Annotated in this window: 3 protein-coding genes (1 of these 3 running past the window's edge); all 3 read right to left on the bottom strand. The window is 44.4% G+C overall.

Annotated features, from left to right (window positions below):
• Tightly spaced (each overlapping or abutting the next), the 3 genes in view from MHN81_RS11645 to MHN81_RS11635 form a layout consistent with a single transcriptional unit that may run on beyond the window.
• Window positions 1–2,505: the start of a non-ribosomal peptide synthetase gene (locus tag MHN81_RS11645; RefSeq protein ID WP_239425785.1), read on the bottom strand. Its footprint begins 14,226 nt before the window's first position; only the first 2,505 of its 16,731 coding nucleotides appear in the window; the start codon lies at window positions 2,503–2,505; its stop codon lies off the left edge, out of view.
• On the bottom strand, window positions 2,502–15,002 hold the full coding sequence (locus tag MHN81_RS11640) for a non-ribosomal peptide synthetase (protein WP_239425784.1): 12,501 nt from the start codon (window positions 15,000–15,002) through the stop codon (window positions 2,502–2,504). The genes MHN81_RS11645 and MHN81_RS11640 overlap by 4 nt, the downstream gene beginning before the upstream one ends.
• Window positions 15,003–21,449, bottom strand: coding sequence for a non-ribosomal peptide synthetase (locus tag MHN81_RS11635; RefSeq protein ID WP_239425783.1), 6,447 nt, complete (start codon window positions 21,447–21,449; stop codon window positions 15,003–15,005).
• Window positions 21,450–21,474 lie beyond the last annotated feature (25 nt).

Raw genomic sequence — 21,474 nt, 5'->3', positions numbered from 1 at the left:
TTTTTGGTAGGTAACATGTACTGTGGTTTCTGTAATACCATACATATTGATCAGCTGTGTAGTCTCACTACCATAGCGATCCATCCACGGCGACAGTTTGGTAAAGTTCAGATATTCTCCACCAAATACGACGTAGCGCAGTTGATGTGGGCTATTGTGCTCAAGCACATATTCTGACAATTGATAAAAAGCTGAAGCTGTTTGGCTCAACACGGTGACACCGTGCGCCGCTAAAAGTTCGGCAAATCGCTGCGGCGAGCGACTGTCTTCATAAGACACCATCACCGTCTTCGCGCCGTATAATAACGCTCCCCAAAGCTCCCAAACAGAAAAGTCAAAGGCAGTAGAATGGAAGCAACTCCACACGTCTTGCTCACTAAACTGGAACTGTTGTTCCGAAGATTTAAATAATCGCAGAACATTTTTATGAGTAACTTGAACGCCTTTGGGCAACCCTGAAGAACCTGATGTATAAATAATGTAAGCCAGCAGGCTTTCTGGTAGTTCAGTCGTTACATTTGCACAGCTTAATGACGATAGCGCGTCAATACACTTAGTGTCATCAAGCGCAATACATTCAATGCGATCAGAACCCAACACAGGCAGACTCTGCAACGACGCAGAAGTAATAACCACCTTTATATCGCTGTCTTGGATAATATGCGTCAAGCGCGCTTCTGGATAATCTGGGTCCATAGGCACATAGGTACCCCCAACTTTCAGCGTTGCCAGCATCGCAACCACAAATTCAGTTGAGCGAGATAAACATATACCTACTTTATCGGACACCTTGGTACCGTGTGCGGTTAAATAGCGGGCCAATCTATTTGCTTGTTCATTGAGCTCTTGATATGACAATGAGTGTGCCTCATCACATACCGCGATACGCGTAGGGTGAGACGCCGAAATTTCTTCAAACTGTTGATGTAAATACTGATTTACTGATACTGGAGAATAGGCAGATTTGACTTCATCAATAAGTATTTGCTGCTTTTGCTGATCAACCAATTGAATATCTGCAATATTTACGTCTTTATTTGCAACCACTTGCTGACATACAGTACAGAAGTACTGTGCAAGACTTGCTATGTATTGTTCAGAAAATAGTGCGCTATCATAGGTAAACATCATTTCTAATGCATTGGTGTCCATACCCACTTCAAGCATCAAGTCAAAATTAGCCGATGTGTGTTCAATGTTGACCGGTGTTAAGCCCCACAACATGTCTCTTGGCTGCGCTTGGCTGCTCTGGTGCACTGAAAGTACAATTTGGAATAGCGGCGCCATTTGCGGGTTTCGCTCGATGCCGCAGTGCTCTAGTACCCTATCAAAAGGGACATCTTGATGTTGTAGTGCACCAAGGTTCACCTCTTTAACATACTCTAAAAAGTCACTAAATGAGGTGTAACCGTCACTATCCGTTCTCAACGATAAGAAATTAACAAAAAAACCTATCATACCTTCCAATTGGCTATTACTACGACCTGCACTCGGGGTGCCAATAACCACATCAGAATTACGCGTTGCTTTAGTAAGCATCAGAGCAAATATTGCATGGACCAATACAAATGGCGTTACAGACTGCGACTTAGCTAAGTCATCTAATGCATGTTTGGTTTGCGCTGGCAGCGAAAAGCGATGCTTGTTTCCTATTTTTTGATTTACTTCGGGCCTATTGCGCTGCAATGCAAGCTCATGTGTGACTGGCGCATCTGCTAGTTGTTTGTGCCAGTAATCGAGCTGGGCTTTAAAAATGCCCTTATCTACTTGCTTGTTTTGCCACACTGCGAAGTCGCGATACTGTACATCCAATGTCTCTTGGACAATATCCTGACCAGCATAGAGCTGACTGTAGTTTTGCATAAACTCAGCCATTAAAATCTCAAGTGACCACTCATCAAATGCAATATGGTGAATATTAAATACGATCACACCACTGTCTTGGGCCTTTTTTAAATAGCTTACTCGCAGCACCAGCTCCGATGCTAAGTCAAATGGCCTGCTAGCCTCTTCCTCTATAAAGAGTTGAATGCCGTCTGCATCTTGTGTGAAGTCATACTCTGATATGGCAAATTCAAAATCAGGCAATACTTGCTGACGCCCCTGTCCGGCGTCGTTGATATACACAGTTCTAAGCACTTCATGTTTTTCAATTATCGCAGTCAATGCCTTAGATGCCGTAGAGATGTCAAACTCTCCATTGACTTCAAATGCCCAAGGAATATTGTAGCTGGCGCTACTTTGTTCAATCTGATCAATAAACCACAGCCTTTGCTGTGCAAAAGAAAGTGGGTAACTATTGGCGTATTCGGCAGTTTTGATTTCTTCTTCTACGTTGGTCAACTTGCTTAAGTGCTCAATAATCTCATTCTTATGTAATTTTAGTTTTTCGAAAGTTTGACTATCCAACGCCCCTTTCGGGGCATCAACGCTTAACTTTCCACTATTTACTGCTAAGAACACTTGTTTTTTTTGTAGTTCTAAAATAAAGGTCATTATATTCATAGTTCAAACATCTCTCTGTCACCGCTTTGTTGAGCCGTGTTGTCTTTTCCTTTGTGTACTAATAAATCTATATATGAAGCTAATTGGTGGATCGTCGAATACTCGTACAATACGTTCACTGAGATATTCACTGAATAGGCTTTTTTCACTTCGTTGGTAAGTCGCACCATCATCAGTGAGTTGCCAGCGTTTTGATAAAAAGAAGCGTGAATATCCACAAGGTTTAGCTCAACTTCAAACAACGCAGCCCAATGCTGTGCTAAAAACCGCTCAGTCTCAGTTTCTGGCCCAGTTATTTTCTCTGGTTCTTTGGACGCAGCAGAGGCCGATAGCTCACTGAAAGCCAGTAAAGCTTCTCTGTCTATTTTGCCAACATTGGTGCGAGGCCAAGATTCTACGGCCACTATCGAGTCTGGCTGCATGTAGTAAGGGAGGCTCACCGCCAGCGACTTGCGCACTTGTTCCAACTCATCATGATTGTTTAATTCAGTTGAGTTGAGGACTACAAAGGCCGCGATGGTGTGTTCATTGCTTGGTGTTACATACGCTTTGTCTACAAAGTCAATACTCAGTAGCTTGTGCTCTATCTCTCCCAGCTCAACCCTAAATCCTTTAATATTTACCTGATGGTCATTGCGACCAATGTATTCGTATCCCCCATCAGCCAAACACTTAACCAAATCGCCTGTTTTGTAATACAAAGTACTTTGCTCATCACCGAAGTTAAGATGAACAAACCGATCCTTCGTCAGCGCTTCTTTGTGCAGGTAACCGCGCGATACCCCTGCGCCTGCAATATAGAGCTCACCTTCGTCCCCCGCCGCGACTTTTTCGCCTTGGTCATTTAAAACCAAGAATTCAACACCTTTGATAGGCACACCAATCTTGCTATTTACGCTCGGCTGGTAAATATCTTTCATCGTGACCTGATAGAACATTGAATAAATGGTGGTCTCGGTAACACCATAACCGTTGAGCAGCGCAGGCTTCGCCGTGCCATACCTTTCTACCCACGGCTGTAAATCAGCAAATTTCAACGCCTCACCAGAAAACACCACATACTTAAGGTTTAAGGAGGTGTCTTTTTCGAGTTGTACATCAACTAAATGACCAAATGCGGTTGGCGTTTGACACAGCATCGTGACTTGCTGCTCTAATAGCACGTCATACAATGCTTGTGGTGAACGAGCCGTCCAATAAGGGACAACCACAATTTTAGCGCCGCGCGTTAAGGCACCCCACAATTCCCATACGGATACATCAAATGAAAAGGAGTGGGACAGCGACCATACGTCATCTGCATCCAGCGTGAAGTGCTCTTGGTAGTTGGCAAATGTCTGAGATAGGTTGCCCTGTTCGACCATCACACCCTTTGGCTTTCCTGTAGAGCCTGAAGTATAAGTCACATAGGCTAACTCTTGAGCACACACATTGATGCCGGGGTTTGCTTTGGATTGAACAGCCAATGCGGCCTGTAAGTCAGGCTCAGATAAACTCACTAAGGGGCTGTGCTCAGCCATTGTTGCCATGTTAACTGACGCATCTGCCAGCACCAATTTTGGCTTCGCATCTGACAAGAAATATTCCAGACGCTCCATCGGGTACTCAGGATCCATCGGAATATAGGCTGCGCCCGCTTTGAACATGGCTATAATTGCAACTATATAATCTGGTGAGTGCGGTAAACAAATGCCCACCAAATCACCTTGTTCTACGCCAATTTCATTTATCAAATAATGAGATAGTTGATTCGCAGCCTCGTTTAATTGGCGATAAGTCAGACTTGTACCTTCAAAAACAACAGCTTCTTTTTCCGGGTGCAAGTGAGCCTGTTGCTCAAACTGGTTGTGCAAATTAACCAAATCATGGCTATATTTTTGCGAGGCCATTGGCTGAGAGTGAGTTTCTTGCAGGTCTCGCTCGCCAAATAACGGGAGCTGGCCCACTTGCTCAGTATCTTGTTGTGGTATGTCAGCTAGCACATTACTCAAGCACTGCTCTAACATATCCATTTGACGCTCTGTAAAGGTATCTGAATGACCCTCCAAGCGGAAGACCATCTCATCTTTTACAAACGCCTTCACAGTCAATGGGAATGTCGTTTCATCATCCGAATCCATCTCTAAGACATTCAGAGTTAATTGAGACTGCTGATCTCTAATACCTTGTTCTAGAGGATAGTTTTCAAAGACCAATAGGCTATCAAAGATCGGCCCAGCTAAATTACCAGTTTGTAATATCTCATTGAATGAAAGGAAACTGTGTTGATTAATTTGGCTAAACCTGTGATGTACATTTTTCACCCAATCTGTGAGTGATTCACTTTTTGCGACATTGACCACAACTGGCAAGGTGTTGATAAATAAACCCACTGTTTTATCAACTCCAGGTAACTGCGCTGGGCGGCCTGAAGTCGTTACCCCAAATATGACATCATCCGAAGCGAAAGTATTGGCTAAAACAAGTGCCCAAGCCCCCTGTACCACCGCATTAACCGACACATGTGCAGACCTAGCAAACTCTTGAATACGCTGAGTAACGTTTTTAGGTAAGGCAAAGTTACGTTGCCATATTTTGGGCTCTGACGAATTTAACTGGGTATTTTTATCAGAAAAATGGCCGACAAAAGTGCGCTCTTGGAGTTCATTTTTCCAAAATGCTTTCGCGCTTTTTAGGTCTTGCTGTGCCAACCAGTCGATGTAATTCTTATATGGTACTGCGCCGTCAGTGCTCGGCTGCTGACCCATTAATAAGGCATGGTAACACTGAAATACATCAGCAAAGACTAACTCTAAACTCCAACCGTCAAGTAAGGCATGATGGTGTGACCAAATTAAGTAACTTTCTCCTTCTCCTAAATCAGCCAGATTCATACGCATCAATGGCGCTATGCTTGGATCCATTCCCAGCTTTCTGTCGTTGCAGCGAATACGCTCAACGGCTTCTAATTGCTGACTTGCTTCTACTTCACTTAAGTCATGTTGGTGCCAATTAAGCTCTGCACGCTCATGGACACACTGAACTACATACCCCTCCTCAATGCCAGAAAATGAGGTTCGTAATATGGCATGTTTATCCATAACGGACTGCCATGCTTTTTGAAATAATTCAACATTTAGGTCTTTAAACTTAATTTTGTTCTGAGTGATGTAACTTTCTTTATCAAACAAGTTTTGAATGAGTAGACTGGTTTGCATGCCTGTTGCAGGATATCGCTGCACGATCCGCTCTCCATTAATATTGTTTTGATTCAAGCGCTGCTCAGATAACGCTGCGATCTCTGATAAAACAGAGTCAAATGTGTTTGCTAGTTGCGCAATTTGGTCACCACAATAGAGCGATGTATCATAGCCAATGCTGATATTCAGCTCGCCGTTTAACACGTAACCATTAGCTGAAAGCGGGTGGCTGCTGCCGCGTGTTGGGCAAACCACTTGGCCGACACTCTCTGGCGCAAATGTAAATGCCCCATCACCACCACTGACTTGGTCAAATTGACCTAAGTAGTTGAATGCCAGTTCACTGTGCACGCTACCTTGCAGCGCGGGAAGCTCGGCAAGATATTTAAGTGCACCATAGCCGATGCCATTGTTTGGCACTTTTGAAAGTTGCGTCCCCACACTGTCTATCAACTGAGCTATGTCTTGATTTTGACCAACAGCAAAATTGACAGGGTAAACCGAAGTGAACCACCCAATTGTTCCGCTTAGATCTAAGTTTGAGTTAAGCGCTTCACGTCCATGGCCTTCCATATCAATGCGGATACTTCCAATATCGAATGTACGGCTTATAGATTCAAGCAATGCACTCAGTAATAGCGCGTTAATCGAGCTATCAAAACTTTCTATCGCACTTGTGAGTATCTGATTTGTGACTTTGCTGTCGATGGCAATTGCACTCTCAGCCATAGTGCTTGCACTTTCAAATTCAGTCAGCGCTTGTTTATTTGCAATACTACTAACTTCTTGTTCAGTCACTGATGCCCAGTATGCACCTTCCTGCGCTGATAGCTCAGATGTTGCATACTCAGATAAATACTCACCCCATTGCTTGAAGGACGCGGTTTTTACTCTCGGTGTGTCATCACTGTTATTGCGTAATTGACTATAAATTCGCTCAATATCCGACATGATTATGCGCCACGAAACACCATCGACCACTAGGTGGTGAAGTACCAATAAAAGCCTATAAGCACGATTTTCATCAGTGATCAGTACTGCTTTAAATAACTCTCCTGTGGCGATATCTAAACTCGCCTGAATGGCGTCAATTTGCGGTAATATGCTCTCCCAATCACCGCCATTTAGCGCGATCTTAGCAATACCCGATTCGATGTGTGCTTGACTTACCTCCTGGTGCGTTGCTACCCAAGAGGAGTCAGCCTGTTGTTCAAAGTGCAACCGCATTGCATCATGCGTTTGATACAAGCGCGCGACAATGTGTTGTAAATCAGCCAGTGTCAGATCAACAGGAGGCTCGAGCAAAACAGCTTGGTTGTAGTGATTAATCCCATTGTCGTTTTCAAAGAATTCTTGCTGTATCGGCAACAGCTCGATAGTGCCTTCGATATCACCTTGGTCGGCAATTAAAGCGCTAGATGAGTACGCTTTATCAGCGAGGCCGCGCACTGTTGGCGTCGCAAATAGATCATTGATTGTGAAGTATAAGCCTGCTTCAGTTGCTTTTGAAACTAGCTGAATGGCGATAATGGAATCACCACCTAACTCAAAAAAGTTTCTCTTCACACTGAGTTCGTTTGGTGACAGCTTTAATAGCTGACACCACAAGCTCTGCAATTTGGCTTCAACTTCATTTTGAGGTGCAACGTATTCGTTGTGCGCACGCTCTCCGTGCCACTTTGGCAAGCGGCTTGTATCTAACTTACCGTTGACCGTTAAAGGCCACTGCTCCATCGGAATAAAGGCAGTAGGCAACATGAAATAAGGAAGTGTATTTGCCAGCTTAGCTCGAACCGCGTCAATTGCCTCGGAGTCACTCAATGCACTTTGCTCTAAAACAATGTAGGCAACAATTGACCCTTGACCTTTTGCATTATCAACGACACTAACCCAAGCACTTTTAACTTCTTCACAACGTGTAATTTTTTGTTCAACTTCTTCAAGTTCAATTCTAAAGCCATTGACTTGAACTTGATGGTCGTTTCGACCTATGTACTCAAACTCTCCATTGTCTAATTGCTTCACTAAATCGCCCGTTTTGTACAACACTTCTACCATGGGTTGTGTGGCATGAGGTTGAAATGGATTAGCAATAAAGCGTTCCGATGTGAGTTGCGGATTAAGCAAGTATCCTCGGGTGACCCCACTGCCACCGATGTGCAATTCTCCAATAGCACCTACTGGGGACGGGTTGCCATGTTGATCTAGAACCACTGCGCTTAAATGCGGTAATAAAGCCCCTATTTTACTGCTGCTGTGATCATTAAATACGTCATCGTGGGTAATGGAATAATAAGTAACATGCACACTTGTTTCGGTAATACCATACATATTCACTAACTGGGTTTTATCCAAGCCATACTTATTTACCCAAGGTCGCAATGATGAGAAAGTGAGTGCCTCACCGCCAAATATCACATACCTCAAAGCGTGCGCTGGGCAGTCCATACACTCTTTAATCAAGTTATTAAATGCACTCGGTGTTTGGTTCAGGACGGTTACCTGGTGCTCAACAAGCAAGCTATAAAACTCTCTCGGTGCACGAGATACTTCAAATGGAACAACAACCAATTTACCGCCATGCAACAGTGCTCCCCAAATCTCCCAAACTGAGAAATCAAAAGACAAGGAGTGGAACATCACCCACACCTCATCCTCTGAGAAACCAAATAAATCCGTTGTAGCACTGAACAAGCTCAGCGCATTGCGGTGCTCTACTTGCACCCCTTTTGGGTTTCCAGTTGAGCCAGAGGTATAAATCACGTAGGCAAGTTTGTCATACAGCCCTGTGTGTTTTGAAATCTCAGGACTGCAAGTACTTTGCATAGCAAAGCTGTGAACAAAGTCATCACTGTGCAGGTTCAAAAGGGTCTGTTGAGACAGTGCCGAAAAGTCAACGGTCGTTTCATCGGTAATGATCACCACTGGCTGCGCATCACCAAGAATGTATTCGATGCGTTCAACGGGGTAGCTGGCATCTAGTGGTAAGTAAGCACCACCAGCTTTTAAAATAGCCAGCACCGTCACAGCCATGTCGCACGAGCGCTGCAAGCACACACCGACCAAGCTGTCTGGTGTGACTTGATGTTGCTCCAATAGGATGTGCGCCATCTGGTTTGCTTTTTGATTCAGCTCGCTGTACGTCAGGCTTGTTTTGCCATCTTCAACGGCCGTTTTATTTGGATATCGGGCTGCCTGCAACTCGAATACTTCATGCAAAGTTTGCTGTGAGTCTTCAAACCCTTTCGCCACAAGTGACTCCAACAGCTTTTCACTATCGCCAATAACATCGAGCTGTTTTACGAACTGAGTTTGTTCGTTGAGCATACTCATAATGATGTTCGAAAGGCTGTCAGCCAATTGCTGAGCATCCGACTGCACATAGTGGCGGTTATCTAACTCAAACCTCACTTCTAGGCTATCTGTTACCGATGCCGTCAATTGAATGGCAAAATTGGTTTTTTCGAAATGTACGAGGTCCGTTACATTGATCCCCGCTTCAGCCGATTTGTTGCTAATTTGCTCATCTACTGGGTAGTTCTCAAAAACCAGTAAACTATCAAATAATGATTGCTGATCCGCAACTAACTTTTGAATTTCAGCCAGCGGTATAAAGCTCATTTCACTTGATTCAACCAGTTCTTGATGGATCTCACTTAACCATTGTTGCAAGGCCTTCTCTGGGGCCACCGTGACTTGAACTGGGATAGTATTGATAAATAGTCCCATGATGCTGTCGACATTATCGATAGTCGCTGGACGACCAGATACAACAGTACCAAAACACACATTTTCATCGTTGGAATAAATAGACAATGCATAAGCCCAAGCAGCTTGTAACAGCGTGTTGATGGTCGTATGGCCCACCTGTGCGAGTTTTTGCAACCTTGCCGTAGTATCACTATCAAAACACAGCGCGCTTGAGACTCGCTCGTTATTGCTCAGCTCTTCACTTTTGTAAAGTGGGGTTGGCGTCGCCTTAGTGAAATCAGCTAAGCGTACTTGCCATTTTTCACGCGCTTGCTCTAAATCTTGCGCGCTTAGCCATTCAATATAGTTGCGATAAGAAACCGGTTCATCCAGTGTGACCTCAACCCCTTGTGTGATTTGACGGTAATATTGCGTAACTTCATCGAAAACCAGCGTTAAACACCAACCATCAAGTAATGCATGATGGTGAGACCACAACACCTTAATTTTTCCGTCAGCAAGGGTGCACAGTGTCAGACGCATCACCGGCGCGTTATTAAAATCAAATCCTGCTTGCTTGTCTTCTTCGATTAGCTGTTCAAGTCTCGCTTCTTGTTGTTCAATAGACAATGCTGAAAGATCATGCAGAACCCAAGGCAAAGTTGCTTCTTTGCGCACCACTTGATGACAGTGGCCCGCTTCAATCCCTCTAAACTCAGTTCTAAAAATAGGGTTGCGAGCAACCACCATTTGCCACGCCGAGATAAAGCTTTCGATTTCAATGGACTCAACCGTCAACAGAGTTTGAGTTACATAACTCCCCTGTTCGCGCGTCGATTGGAACAGCAAACCTTGTTGCATACCTGTTGCGGGATACAAATCTGCAATTTGTGCGTTTGCTGCCCACTCATTGATCTGCGCTTCGTTCACCGAAGCCAGCGGGAAGTCCGACTCACAATAACGACCATGTTTAACATCGGCACAATGTGTGATGATGTCTACCAAAGCACCATTAAACGCAGCCATAAATTCTGACATCTCACTTGCGTGATAAGTATTGCTGTCATAGCTGAGGTTAAATTTAAGCTGGTTATTTTGTACCATGCCATTGAGCGCCATTAAATGCTCGGCTTTTCTCGCAAGACTAATATTTTCGCCGGTACTTTCAGATGCCAAGCTCATCAATCCCTGTTGCTCAGATGACGCATCTATTTGACCTAAATAGTTGAAGCTAAGCTCACTTTTAGAAAAACTTGCGACGTCATTTTGCCCCGTACAATGTTTCAGTAGGCCAAAACCAAGTCCCTTGTCAGGCACACTGCGATAGGCATTTTTAACCGCAGAAATAGTCTCAGCAATGTCCGAGCTTTGCGCATGAATAGTGAGCGGATAAAAAGTCGTGAACCAGCCAACGGTTTGGCTGATATCCATCGCTTCATCAAGCTCATCTCGGCCATGTCCTTCGAGGTCAAACCGTATCGCACTCACGTCACGCCAACGGTTGCTCGCTAAGCTCAATGCAGCAAATAACAGCTCGTTAATTTGAGTGCGATAACTGGCATTGCACTTGTTTAACAACAAAGCAGTATCGTTGTCGCTTAATGTAAATTGAGCCGTTTCGCGAGACCCGTGAGTACCTGCATTTTGGGTATTGATATCGCCATTGGCAAAGTTTGGCACTGCAACGCTTGCTTGCTGCTGCCAGTACTCAAGTTGATTTTGATAGTGCTCTGAACTGGCAAGCTCATGCAGAGACTCAGCCCATTGCTGGTAAGAAGTTGTTTTAGCGTTTAAAGCCAAAGTTTGCTTTTGTTCCCACTGCTGTACAAGGGTATTAAGATCTTCGGTTAAAATACGCCATGACACACCATCGACGACCAAGTGGTGAACTACCCACAACAGCTTTCCTTGTCCCTTATCCGCATCGTGGAAATATACAAGTTTGAACAGTTCGCCTTTCGCTGGGTTAAGTGTTTTTTGAATGTCGTTGGCATACGTTTCAATACTGATCTCTGGGTGCGCATTTAAATCCACTAACTGAAATGCCGCGTTAAGATCAAGCCGCTCAAGGGGGAGAAACTCTGCTTGCCACCCCGACTCTGATTTTTCAAAGCACAGGCGCAGCGCATCGTGACGCTCAACAAGCAGCTGCACAAAGTCACCGAATGGGCACTGTGCGAGCTTACTTGATACATTGAGTAACAAAGACTGATTATAGTGATGCCACTGCGTTTCATCGGCAAAAAATTCACTATGAATAGGCATAAGCTGCATCTGACCTGCACTTGGCGCTTGATCGTGAGTTTGCGCATCTGTGCAAGAAACATATTCAGTCAAGGCGCGAATGGTCTTTGCGGCAAATATGTCTTTGACTCTGAAGTGCAGCCCTTGTTGTGCAGCTTTTGACGCAATCTGGATTGAGAGAATTGAATCACCGCCGAGTTCAAAGAAATTTGCTGTCACGCTGACTTGCGCTTCATCCAATTTCAGATATTCAGCCCAAATAGCCACCAACTGGCGCTCTAACTCATTTTCAGCATGTACTATCTCGTCGTCCTGACTCGCAAAGGAAGGCTCTGGCAGCGCATTGCGGTCAATTTTCCCTGACAAAGTCTTTGGCCATTGTGCAACCTTAATAAAGGCTGCTGGGATCATGTAATCCGGCAAGGCTGTTTGTAGCTTTTCACCAAGTAACCGAGCTAATGAGCGCTCATCAGCGTGTGTACTTTCCACATACGCGATAATGCGCTTATTACCAACATCATCTTGTGCAACAATAACGATGTTGGAGACAACACCGTCGACTAAAGAGATTTGATGCTCAATTTCACTGAGTTCGATTCGATATCCACGGACTTTTACTTGTTCATCGACGCGACCAACAAACTCTAATTTGCCACTTGGTAGCGCGCGTACTAAATCACCTGTTTTGTATAATCGGGCATTTGTATCTGCTGTATAAGGGTTCGCAATAAACGCTCGTTGAGTTAATTTAGGCTGGTTGAGGTATTCCCTAGCCAACTGCGCACCAGCCAAATACAACTCGCCAATACCACCAGCAGGCACTAAGTTTAAGTTGTCATCCAATACCAATGTTTGAACATTTTTGTACGGTGTACCAATGTTAATAGGCTCTTCGAGCGAGCACTCATTTGACAGCACAGTCACCGCGGCCTCTGTAGGCCCATATTCGTTGATGACTCGACACTGAGTGAGCCAGAATTCAAGCATTTTGCTCGGTACTTTGTCCCCACCAATTACCAAGCTTTGTAAGCTTGGGTAATTTTGCTCTGGGATCGTTTTCAACATCAGTGATGTCACTGAAATGTGGCTAATATGATGCTGATCAATCAGTGCATAAAATGGTTCGTCGGCTTGCGCTATCACTGTAGTCGCACCAGAAGATAATGCACTGCACAGCAGCCCTATACCCGCGTCAAATGAGAAAGACAGAACATTCAATACCACTGAGTTTTGATCAAAGGCTAGAATATCAGTCTGGTTGTCAATAAAGTTGGCCAAAGCGCCATGCTCTATTGCCACCCCTTTTGGTTCACCTGTGGAGCCTGATGTATAGATCACATAACTTAGGTTGTGCTGACACCCATCACCTTGGGACTCAAGGTTTTCGCTGGATAAAGCGCCACAAAAGCGCTCAAACCACATTGGGTCAACAAGGATTGTTTTTTGACCCTCAAGCGGCAGCTCTGCCATGATCTCTTGCTCTGTCAGGACAATCGTCGCTGCTGTGTCTTGCAGAATATACGCAATTCGTTCCTCTGGCATACTAATGTCTACGGGAACAAACGCCCCGCCAGACTTAGCAACCGCCAACATTGAAATCGCGAATTCGATAGAGCGATTCAAGCAAATTGCGACACGGTCTTCTCGCACCAACCCTTTGTCTTGCATACTGCGCGCAAGCTGATTGGCTTTTGCATTTAGCTCTGCATAAGTGATAGTGCCAGCTTCGCTTTGGATTGCAATCGCATCAGGGTTAGAGTTGGCAGCCTGCTCTACCAGTTGATGAAAATAACCTGCTGATGGCGTGGTTGTGAAATCTGGTAGTGCTAGGCTTTGCTGGGTATCATCAAGTAACGATAACTCAGTCAGATCAACACCTATATCGTCAGCAACTGTTGCCAGTACATGCGCTAAGCTGTTCGATAACTGATTGATTGTGGCCGCATCAAACAAGTCTGAAGAGTAAATAAATTTCACTTCTAACGCGTCATCAAGCTCATTGGCAGACACCATCAAATCTAACGGAGTTCTTAGATCCAAGTCTTTAAGTACTTCCAACTCCAAGCCTGCAAATTCGAAGCGACTGCTATGCGCCCCGGTGTTATTCATATTGAGCTCAATTTGGAACAGTGGCGCATAAGCTGTGCTGCGCTGTGGGTTTACAATTTCCACAATGCGCTCAAATGGTACATCTTGGTTTTCTTGGGCCAATAAATTTACTTCACGTACTTCTTTTAGATAATCTTGGAAAGTACCTGACGTTGGCTGTGTACTTTTAAGTAACACTGTGTTGGTAAAGAAGCCAACCATATTAGCCAGTTCAGCCTGGTTTCGATTCGCCACTGGCGTACCGATGACTAAGTCATTTAAACGCCCATAGCGCATAAGCACAAGGGACAACGCTGCATGAACGAGCATAAATAAAGTGCAATTTTCTTTTGCCGCTAACTGTTTAAGCGACGCCAAAAGCGCACTTGGTAACTCTGAAACACACACACTTGTGTTGTAGCTTTGATTAACTGGTCGAGGTTTGTCTAAAGGCAAGCTATGTAAACTTGGGGCTTCACTTAGATTTTCTAACCAAAATGACTCACTGTTGCTTATCACATTAGGTTGCAGCCAGTTTCTTTGCCAGTTCGCGTAGTTAGAATAGGAAATTGTCAGTTCAGGCAGATCTGGTTGCTGACCGGCAGATAAAGCTTGATAGGTTTCAATAAATTCTTTGACGAGTACCTGCATCGACCAACCATCTGACGCAATATGGTGAACGACAACCAATAAAACCCCAAGGTCACTTTGTTGCTTCACATACGCGCAATCGATTAGCACATCATTTGATAAATCAAACTCACGCGCGTGGAACGTTTTAGTAAACTGCTCTAACTCAGTTTGCTGCTCATCTGCATTTAGATGGCTAAGGTCCACTTCAGTGACATTAAACGAATACTGAGGTTGCACACTGACTTGTGTTTCGTTCTCTACCTCATGGTAGTTTGTGCGCAGTGATTGATGTCTCTGGAGTAAAATTTCAAATGACTGCTGTGCAATATCTAGATCAAAACACCCTTTTATTTTTGCGGATAAAGGTAAATTATATTGGCTAGAACTGCCTTCAAACTGATCAATAAACCAAATTCTTTGCTGCTGAAAAGAGATAGGCTCACTGGTGTTTTCAGCACAAAATTGCGCGATTGAACTGTGCTCAACAGACACTTTTTGTGATTGCGCTTCATTTAAGTAAGCCAATAATTGTGCTTTATTTTCCTTGATTAAGTTTAGTAATTCAGGCTTTAAACCACCTTTGTGTGCACGCGCTTTAAGTTTCCCATCTTGCAGGTAAACCTCAACACCTTCTTTTGCCAATTTGATAAACAAATCTTTCATTTACAGTTCTACCTCTTCAATATCGTCGTGCGATAAATTTCTTAATTCTTGTTCTAATTGTTTATGGATCTGCAGATCTGATATGTGCTTGGATAATGATGCTAAATCATTCAATTCAAATAACTGTCGCATGGTTAACTCAATACCAAACTTGGCATTGAGTGATGCGACAAACTGGGTTGCCAACAGTGAGTGACCACCAACTTCAAAAAACGATGCCCGCATATTAATCGCACTCACTTCCACCCCGAGAACATCGGCGCATATGCTGGCGAGTTGCAGCTCATCGTCACTCTCAGGCGCTAAAAGTGTGCTTTGTGTGGGTTCAGTAATTAAACTATACAGTGACTTTTTATCGGTTTTTCCATTTGGTGTAAGAGGCATGCTATCCAACAGATAAACATGCTCTGGCACCATATAATTGGCGAGTTTTAGGCTCAGCTCCGAACGTAGTTCAAAATCAGTACTATCCTGCTGGGTAACAGCAAATGCCAATAAACGTTTGTTGCCGTTATCACCATCTACACACAAGACAGCACCGTCTTTTACTTGTGATAAAGACTGCAATACACGCTCGATTTCACCCAATTCAATGCGATAGCCATTTACCTTGACTTGGCTGTCCAGTCTGCCCACAAACTCGTATTGGCCTAATTCATTGACACGCACCAAATCGCCAGTTTTATACAGGGTGGAGGGTGAATAATTTGGCATAGATACAAACTGCTGTGCGCTTAACTCTGGACTGTTGTAGTAACCAGATGTCACACCTAAGCCACCAATTAAAAGCTCACCAACATGCCCTTGTGGCACTGGTTTTTGCCATTTGTCCAAAACATAAAACTGTGTATTTACAATTGGCTGCCCTATGGTGAGTTGATCTTTCTTAATTTCAGAAATTGACGACCACACTGTTGTCTCTGTCGGGCCATACATATTGAACATGTGCCCACCTAGGTGGTCCAGTAGTAGGTTTGCTTCTTGAATTGCAATGCCTTCTCCACCAACCAGTAGTGCTTGGAGTTGGCCCAATGCTGCAACCCCTTGTGCAGAGCGGTTCCAGCCCTTCACAAATGACGGCGTACATTGCAGATGCGTCACGTTATTCTCAATAATCAGTGCTTGAACATCTTGAACAGACAGAGCTTGTGTAGAAAACATCGACTGCTGGAACTCGACTCGGCGTCGAGTAGACTCATCTAAGCTTGCCAATACCTCATTTGAAACAAGCCCTTTGACTGGCTTTTCAGGCATCAGTACGACTTCGTGGCCCTGACAAAGGGTCCAGAAAATCTCTAACACAGATATATCAAAGCAAATACTGGTTACTGCTAACCAACGCTGAGTTGTTTCATGCGGTGCAAAATAATGATTAAGACCGGTGAAAAAGTTCACGATATTACCGTGAGTAACTTGCACACCTTTAGGTTTTCCTGTTGAACCAGACGTGTATATCACATATGCCAGTTCTTCAGCGTTTGAGGCACGACTCTCTCGTACCACAAGCTCAGAGTTACGCTCTAATTGATCAACACAGATCACGTCAACATCATCACTGGGGGCGATTAAACCTTGCATGCTCTGGGTAGTCAAAATACAACTAATCCCCGCATGTTCAATAATATAATCTAAGCGTTCAACGGGATAACTTGGGTCAAGTGGTACATATGCAGCCCCAGATTTTAGAACACCTAGCAGCGAAGCCACCATTAATTCTGAGCGTTCAACAAGCACACCTACTAATTGCTGCTCTGATTTGTTTTGTGTGACTAAACGGTGCGCAACACTGTTCGCCATCTCACTGAGCTCTGCGTAGCTGGTCTGCTTGCCTTGATAAATTAATGCAGTTTGATTTGGCGCGCTGGCAACTTGCCTCTCAAACAACTCACCCAAACCAACGGAGTCAATATCAATTGCGCTGCCGGTGCCAACACGCGCTTGCCAAATGCGCTCTTCATCGGTGGTAAATTCATGTTGAGAAAAAGCCAGCTCTGGCTGTTCAACCAAGCTAGCGATGAGTCTTTCAAAATGACTCCCCATTCGCTCGATGGTTTTCTCTGCAAATAACTCCGTGTTGTATTCCCACTCCAATAACAATCCAGATCCGTCTTCTGAAACGTTCAGCGCTAGATCATACTTGACCCCGATCTCTTCACTATCATGCACCTCGACATCTAGTTGAGGTAAGTTAAACTCAGTTTTGTCGTTGTTTTGCAACGTCAGCATGATTTGGAACAGTGGGCTATGCTGCACACTTCGTTCTGGGTGTAACGCCTCTACTAACTGCTCAAACGGAACCTGTTGGTGCTCGTAAGCAAACAGCAGCATCTCTTTGCTCTGGGCTATCAAATCGAGAAAACTTGGCTGGCCGCTTAAGTTACTTCTCAACACCAACGTATTCACGAAGAAGCCTATCAGATCTGCGACTTCCGCTTGCTCTCGGTTGGCAATTGGGCTGCCTACAACAATATCTTCCTCTTTGCTGTACAAAGACAATAAGGCGCTAAAGCTAGCATGTAGCCCCATAAATAGTGTTGCTTTAAGTGATTCACAAACACGATACAACTTCTCTGAGGTGGCTTTATCAATACGGTGAGTGAACTTTTTACCTAAGAAGGTTTGCACCTCTGGTCTTGGAAAATCGAGCGGCAGCTGATGTACAACAGGTAAGTTTTGCAGTTTTTCTTGCCAAGCATCGACTTGCTTTGAGAGGGTCTCCCCTTGCAGAACCTGCCTTTGCCAAGCGGCATAATCAGCATATTGAATTGGCAATTCAGATAGGCTAATTTGCTGCTTTTCTACTTTCGCTTGATACAGTGCGCAAAATTCGTTGATGAATAGAGTTAAAGACCAGCCATCTGACGCGATATGATGCATTGTTACAAGAAGTAAATGCTCACATGCACTAGTTTTAATTAAGTGTGCTCTGAGCATCAAATCTTGCTGTAAATTGAACCCTTCACTCTTTTCTAACTCAATAAGTTGCTCAACTCTGGTACTCTTTTGCTCAGCCGCAAACTCACTTACGTCATGAATAGGCACGTGCATATCTACATCGGACAAAATCGATTGAAGCGGCTCTGCTGAGTCCTGCTGGCGATAAACCGTACGCAATACCTCGTGACGGTTAACCAACTCCTGAAGGCTCGCAACCAGTGCACCTTCATTCAGCGTGCCTTTTAGGGTCAGGACTGCTGGAATATTATAGTGTGCATTTTGACCTTCGATTTTGTCTAGCAACCAAAGCCTTTGCTGCGCGTATGACAGTGGTAAGGCTTGGTCGCGATCGGCGCGCTCAATGCGCTCCGCTTGCTTAGGCAGCAAGCTTTCAATTGCGCTCGCTAGCTGACTTAATACCGGCTGCATAAATATCTGCTTAAGCGCCACTTTTGTACCTAATTTTTCACTCAATACTGCCGCCAATCGCGTCGCCAAAATTGAGTGGCCGCCAAGGCTGAAAAAGTCATCTGTGCGACTAATTTGTGGCACATCAAGCAAAGTCTGCCAAACACCAGCAATCAATATTTCCAATTCAGTTTCTGGGGCTTGGTAGTCATTCTCAGTCAGTCGCTGAGATACTGGTGGAAGTTTTCTTTTGTCTACCTTGCCATTCACTGTTAACGGCCAATCAGAGACCGCTACAAATGCGCCAGGCACCATGTAGTCTGGCAGAGCTTCACGGAAGCTGTTCTTCATTTGCTCAAGGTCTATCGCTTCGTCGCTCTTGAAGTAGGCAATAAGCATGTCGTTCTCAACATCCGCGATAACACAGGAATCAGTGATCCCTGCAAGGCTACTTAACACCGTATCGATGGCGCCTATTTCAACCCGGAAACCTCGTATTTTTACCTGATCATCCGCTCTGCTTACGTACTCTAACTCTCCATTGGATAGCCAACGTACAATATCGCCACTGCGGTACATCAGTGCTTGCTCAGATTGTGCAAATGGGTCGCGCACGTAGCGCTGCTCAGTTAACTTGGAATTATTTAAATAGCCACGAGAAACACAATCACCACCAATATATAGCTCACCATTCACACCAAATGGGGCCAGATTTCCACACTGGTCCAGCACGTAACAGTGGGTATTCGCAATTGAGCTACCAATAGAAATGCTGTCATGCCAACTATCTACGTCAAAGGACATGGTATTAGATGTACAAACATGTGTTTCAGAAGGCCCATACTGGTTGACAGTACGGATCTGACTGTGTCGCTTAAAGAACCTTCTGATTTCTTGAGTTACTATCAATAACGCCGCTGTCGAAATAACCACTTCAACATTGCTGAGGTAAATATCATTGTCGTTACAGTAGCAAGCGAGCATTTGCAGCATGGGATAAGGCAAGTTCAACATGCTAATTTTTTTATCAATGATAAGCGGTACAAGGAGCTCTACATTAAACTGCTCAGATTCACCTATCATGTGCAGGGTGCCGCCCTGAAGCAGTGCTAAGAAGATATCAGTAAAACTCATATCAAATGCGATAGACGAGAACTGTAAAACGCTGTGTGCTTTGTCCATTTCCGCGCAGCTACTTCTCATGCCTTGGATCATATTGACTAAAGGCTTATGAGGCATGCTGATAAGCTTAGGTTCACCCGTTGATCCAGAAGTCGAGAGGATATATGCCAAGGTGTCGACATGTTGGCTGTCGTTTAAGTTGTTGCTGCTAAATGAGTCAAAGGCTGTCCAGTCAGATAAGTTAACCACGCTCGGGGCAGCCTCACTGACTAGGTGAGCACAACTGTCTTTGGTGATCACCAGCTGCAAACCAACATCGTTTATACGCTTGGTGATAATTGACTTTGAATACTGAATGTCGAGTGGCACATATGCACCGCCCGCTTTTAAAATCGCCAGTGTGCCCAAAATTAATTCTGTTGAGCGCTCAACACATAGCCCAACTAAGGAGTCAGGACCAATGTTGTGCTGTTGCTTTAAGTACTGTGCGAGCTGGTTCGCTTTGCAATTCAACTGCTGGTAGGTCAGCTTTTCATTATTGAACACCACTGCAATTGCATCTGGTGACTTTTCCACCTGCGCTTCGAATTCCTGATGCAAGCAACGCGTTACACTGGTGGTTTGCGGATAGATACCATTAAAACCGTAAAGCAAATGAGTCGTCTCTTCTGCACTCAACAAGCTTGAGCTCATCACCGGACTGTCTACACTGTCGATAATTTGTTCAAGTGCACGCTGGAAGTAACCGCATATTCGCTCGGCAAAGTCAGTCGAAATGAACGCTTTGTCATAGCTCAATAACAGATCAAGTTCCCCTGTCATTTTTAGATTAAAGGTGGTCGAAACTTTAAAGTTACTTTTTTCAATGATCTCGCCATCAAGGATTTGGAACCCTTCTATACCCTGTAATCCCTTATAGACGTGAAAATGTACAAAGTTAAAACAGAAGTCACTGATTGGATTGTTTTGTTGCTGAACGATGTTAGCAAAAGGATAGCGACGAAAGCGCATCTGCTCTTTTTGCTGCTCAATCACCTGTTCAATCAGTTGACGCCACGACAGTGAGCTCAAGTCCGCTCTAATAGCCTGTAAGTTAACAAACAGGCCTGCGACATGCTCTGCGCCCTTTTCTTCTAACCGACCATTCACAACAGATGTGACAGTGGTATCAGTGCGGCTTGTTAGCATTGCCGCCACACGCAAATAAGCCGCCATAAGCACATCTTTAAGGCGATATTTGTTGTGTTCACAAAAGCGTTCTAGCGCCAGTATCGGCAAGCCATGAGACAACGTGCTAACCGCTATTTTTTGTGACTCACCTTTAGACGTTACCGGGCTGTATTCATGGTCGCTGAGCTTCTCTTGCCAATATGACTTGGCCACTGTATTGTCATTTTCTAACAATTCAGCTTTGACAAAATCCCTGTAGGTAAGTCCATTTTGAGGTCGAATTGGTGACTCACACAGGCCCTGTAGGCTTAAATACATCTGCAACAGCTCAGAAATTAAGCTAGCCATACTCCAACCATCAAGAATGATGTGATGCGCATCAATGAATAGCTGAAACTCTGCAGGCTTTACTTCCACCACTGAGAAGCGGATCTGACTGGGCGCAGATAGGTCGAAAGGTGTGTGAAGTAACTTCTCTATATGTTCAGCTATAAACTCCGATTGCTGCTCAGCGCTTTGTTTTGAAATATCCTGTGCGTCAAAACGCGTAATGCCATTGGCATAAACCAATTGCATCGGCTTACTAAATTTGACTAACTCAAATGCAGTTCGCAGCACCGGGTGCCTATCAAGTAAATAAGCGATCGCTTCTACAAACTTTTCTTCATCGAACTTTCCACTAATTCTCAAGCGAAATACATCGTGATAAAGCACTTCATCTTGCTCTTCACTGTAATGAAACAGTAGGCCATCCTGCATTTTGCTTAACGGGTAAGCATCTACAACTTTATTGGGTACATTAAGTGACATTTATATAGCCCTTATGCTTATTATT

Source organism: Pseudoalteromonas sp. Of7M-16 (assembly GCF_022347805.1).
GTDB lineage: Bacteria > Pseudomonadota > Gammaproteobacteria > Enterobacterales > Alteromonadaceae > Pseudoalteromonas > Pseudoalteromonas luteoviolacea_F.
This window is presented reverse-complemented; position numbering and strand designations above follow the sequence as displayed.

Coding starts and splice junctions, on each gene's coding strand:
- MHN81_RS11635 (WP_239425783.1), bottom strand. CDS start 21,449: ATGTCACTTAATGTACCCAATAAAGTTGTAGATGCTTACCCGTTAAGC.
- MHN81_RS11640 (WP_239425784.1), bottom strand. CDS start 15,002: ATGAAAGATTTGTTTATCAAATTGGCAAAAGAAGGTGTTGAGGTTTAC.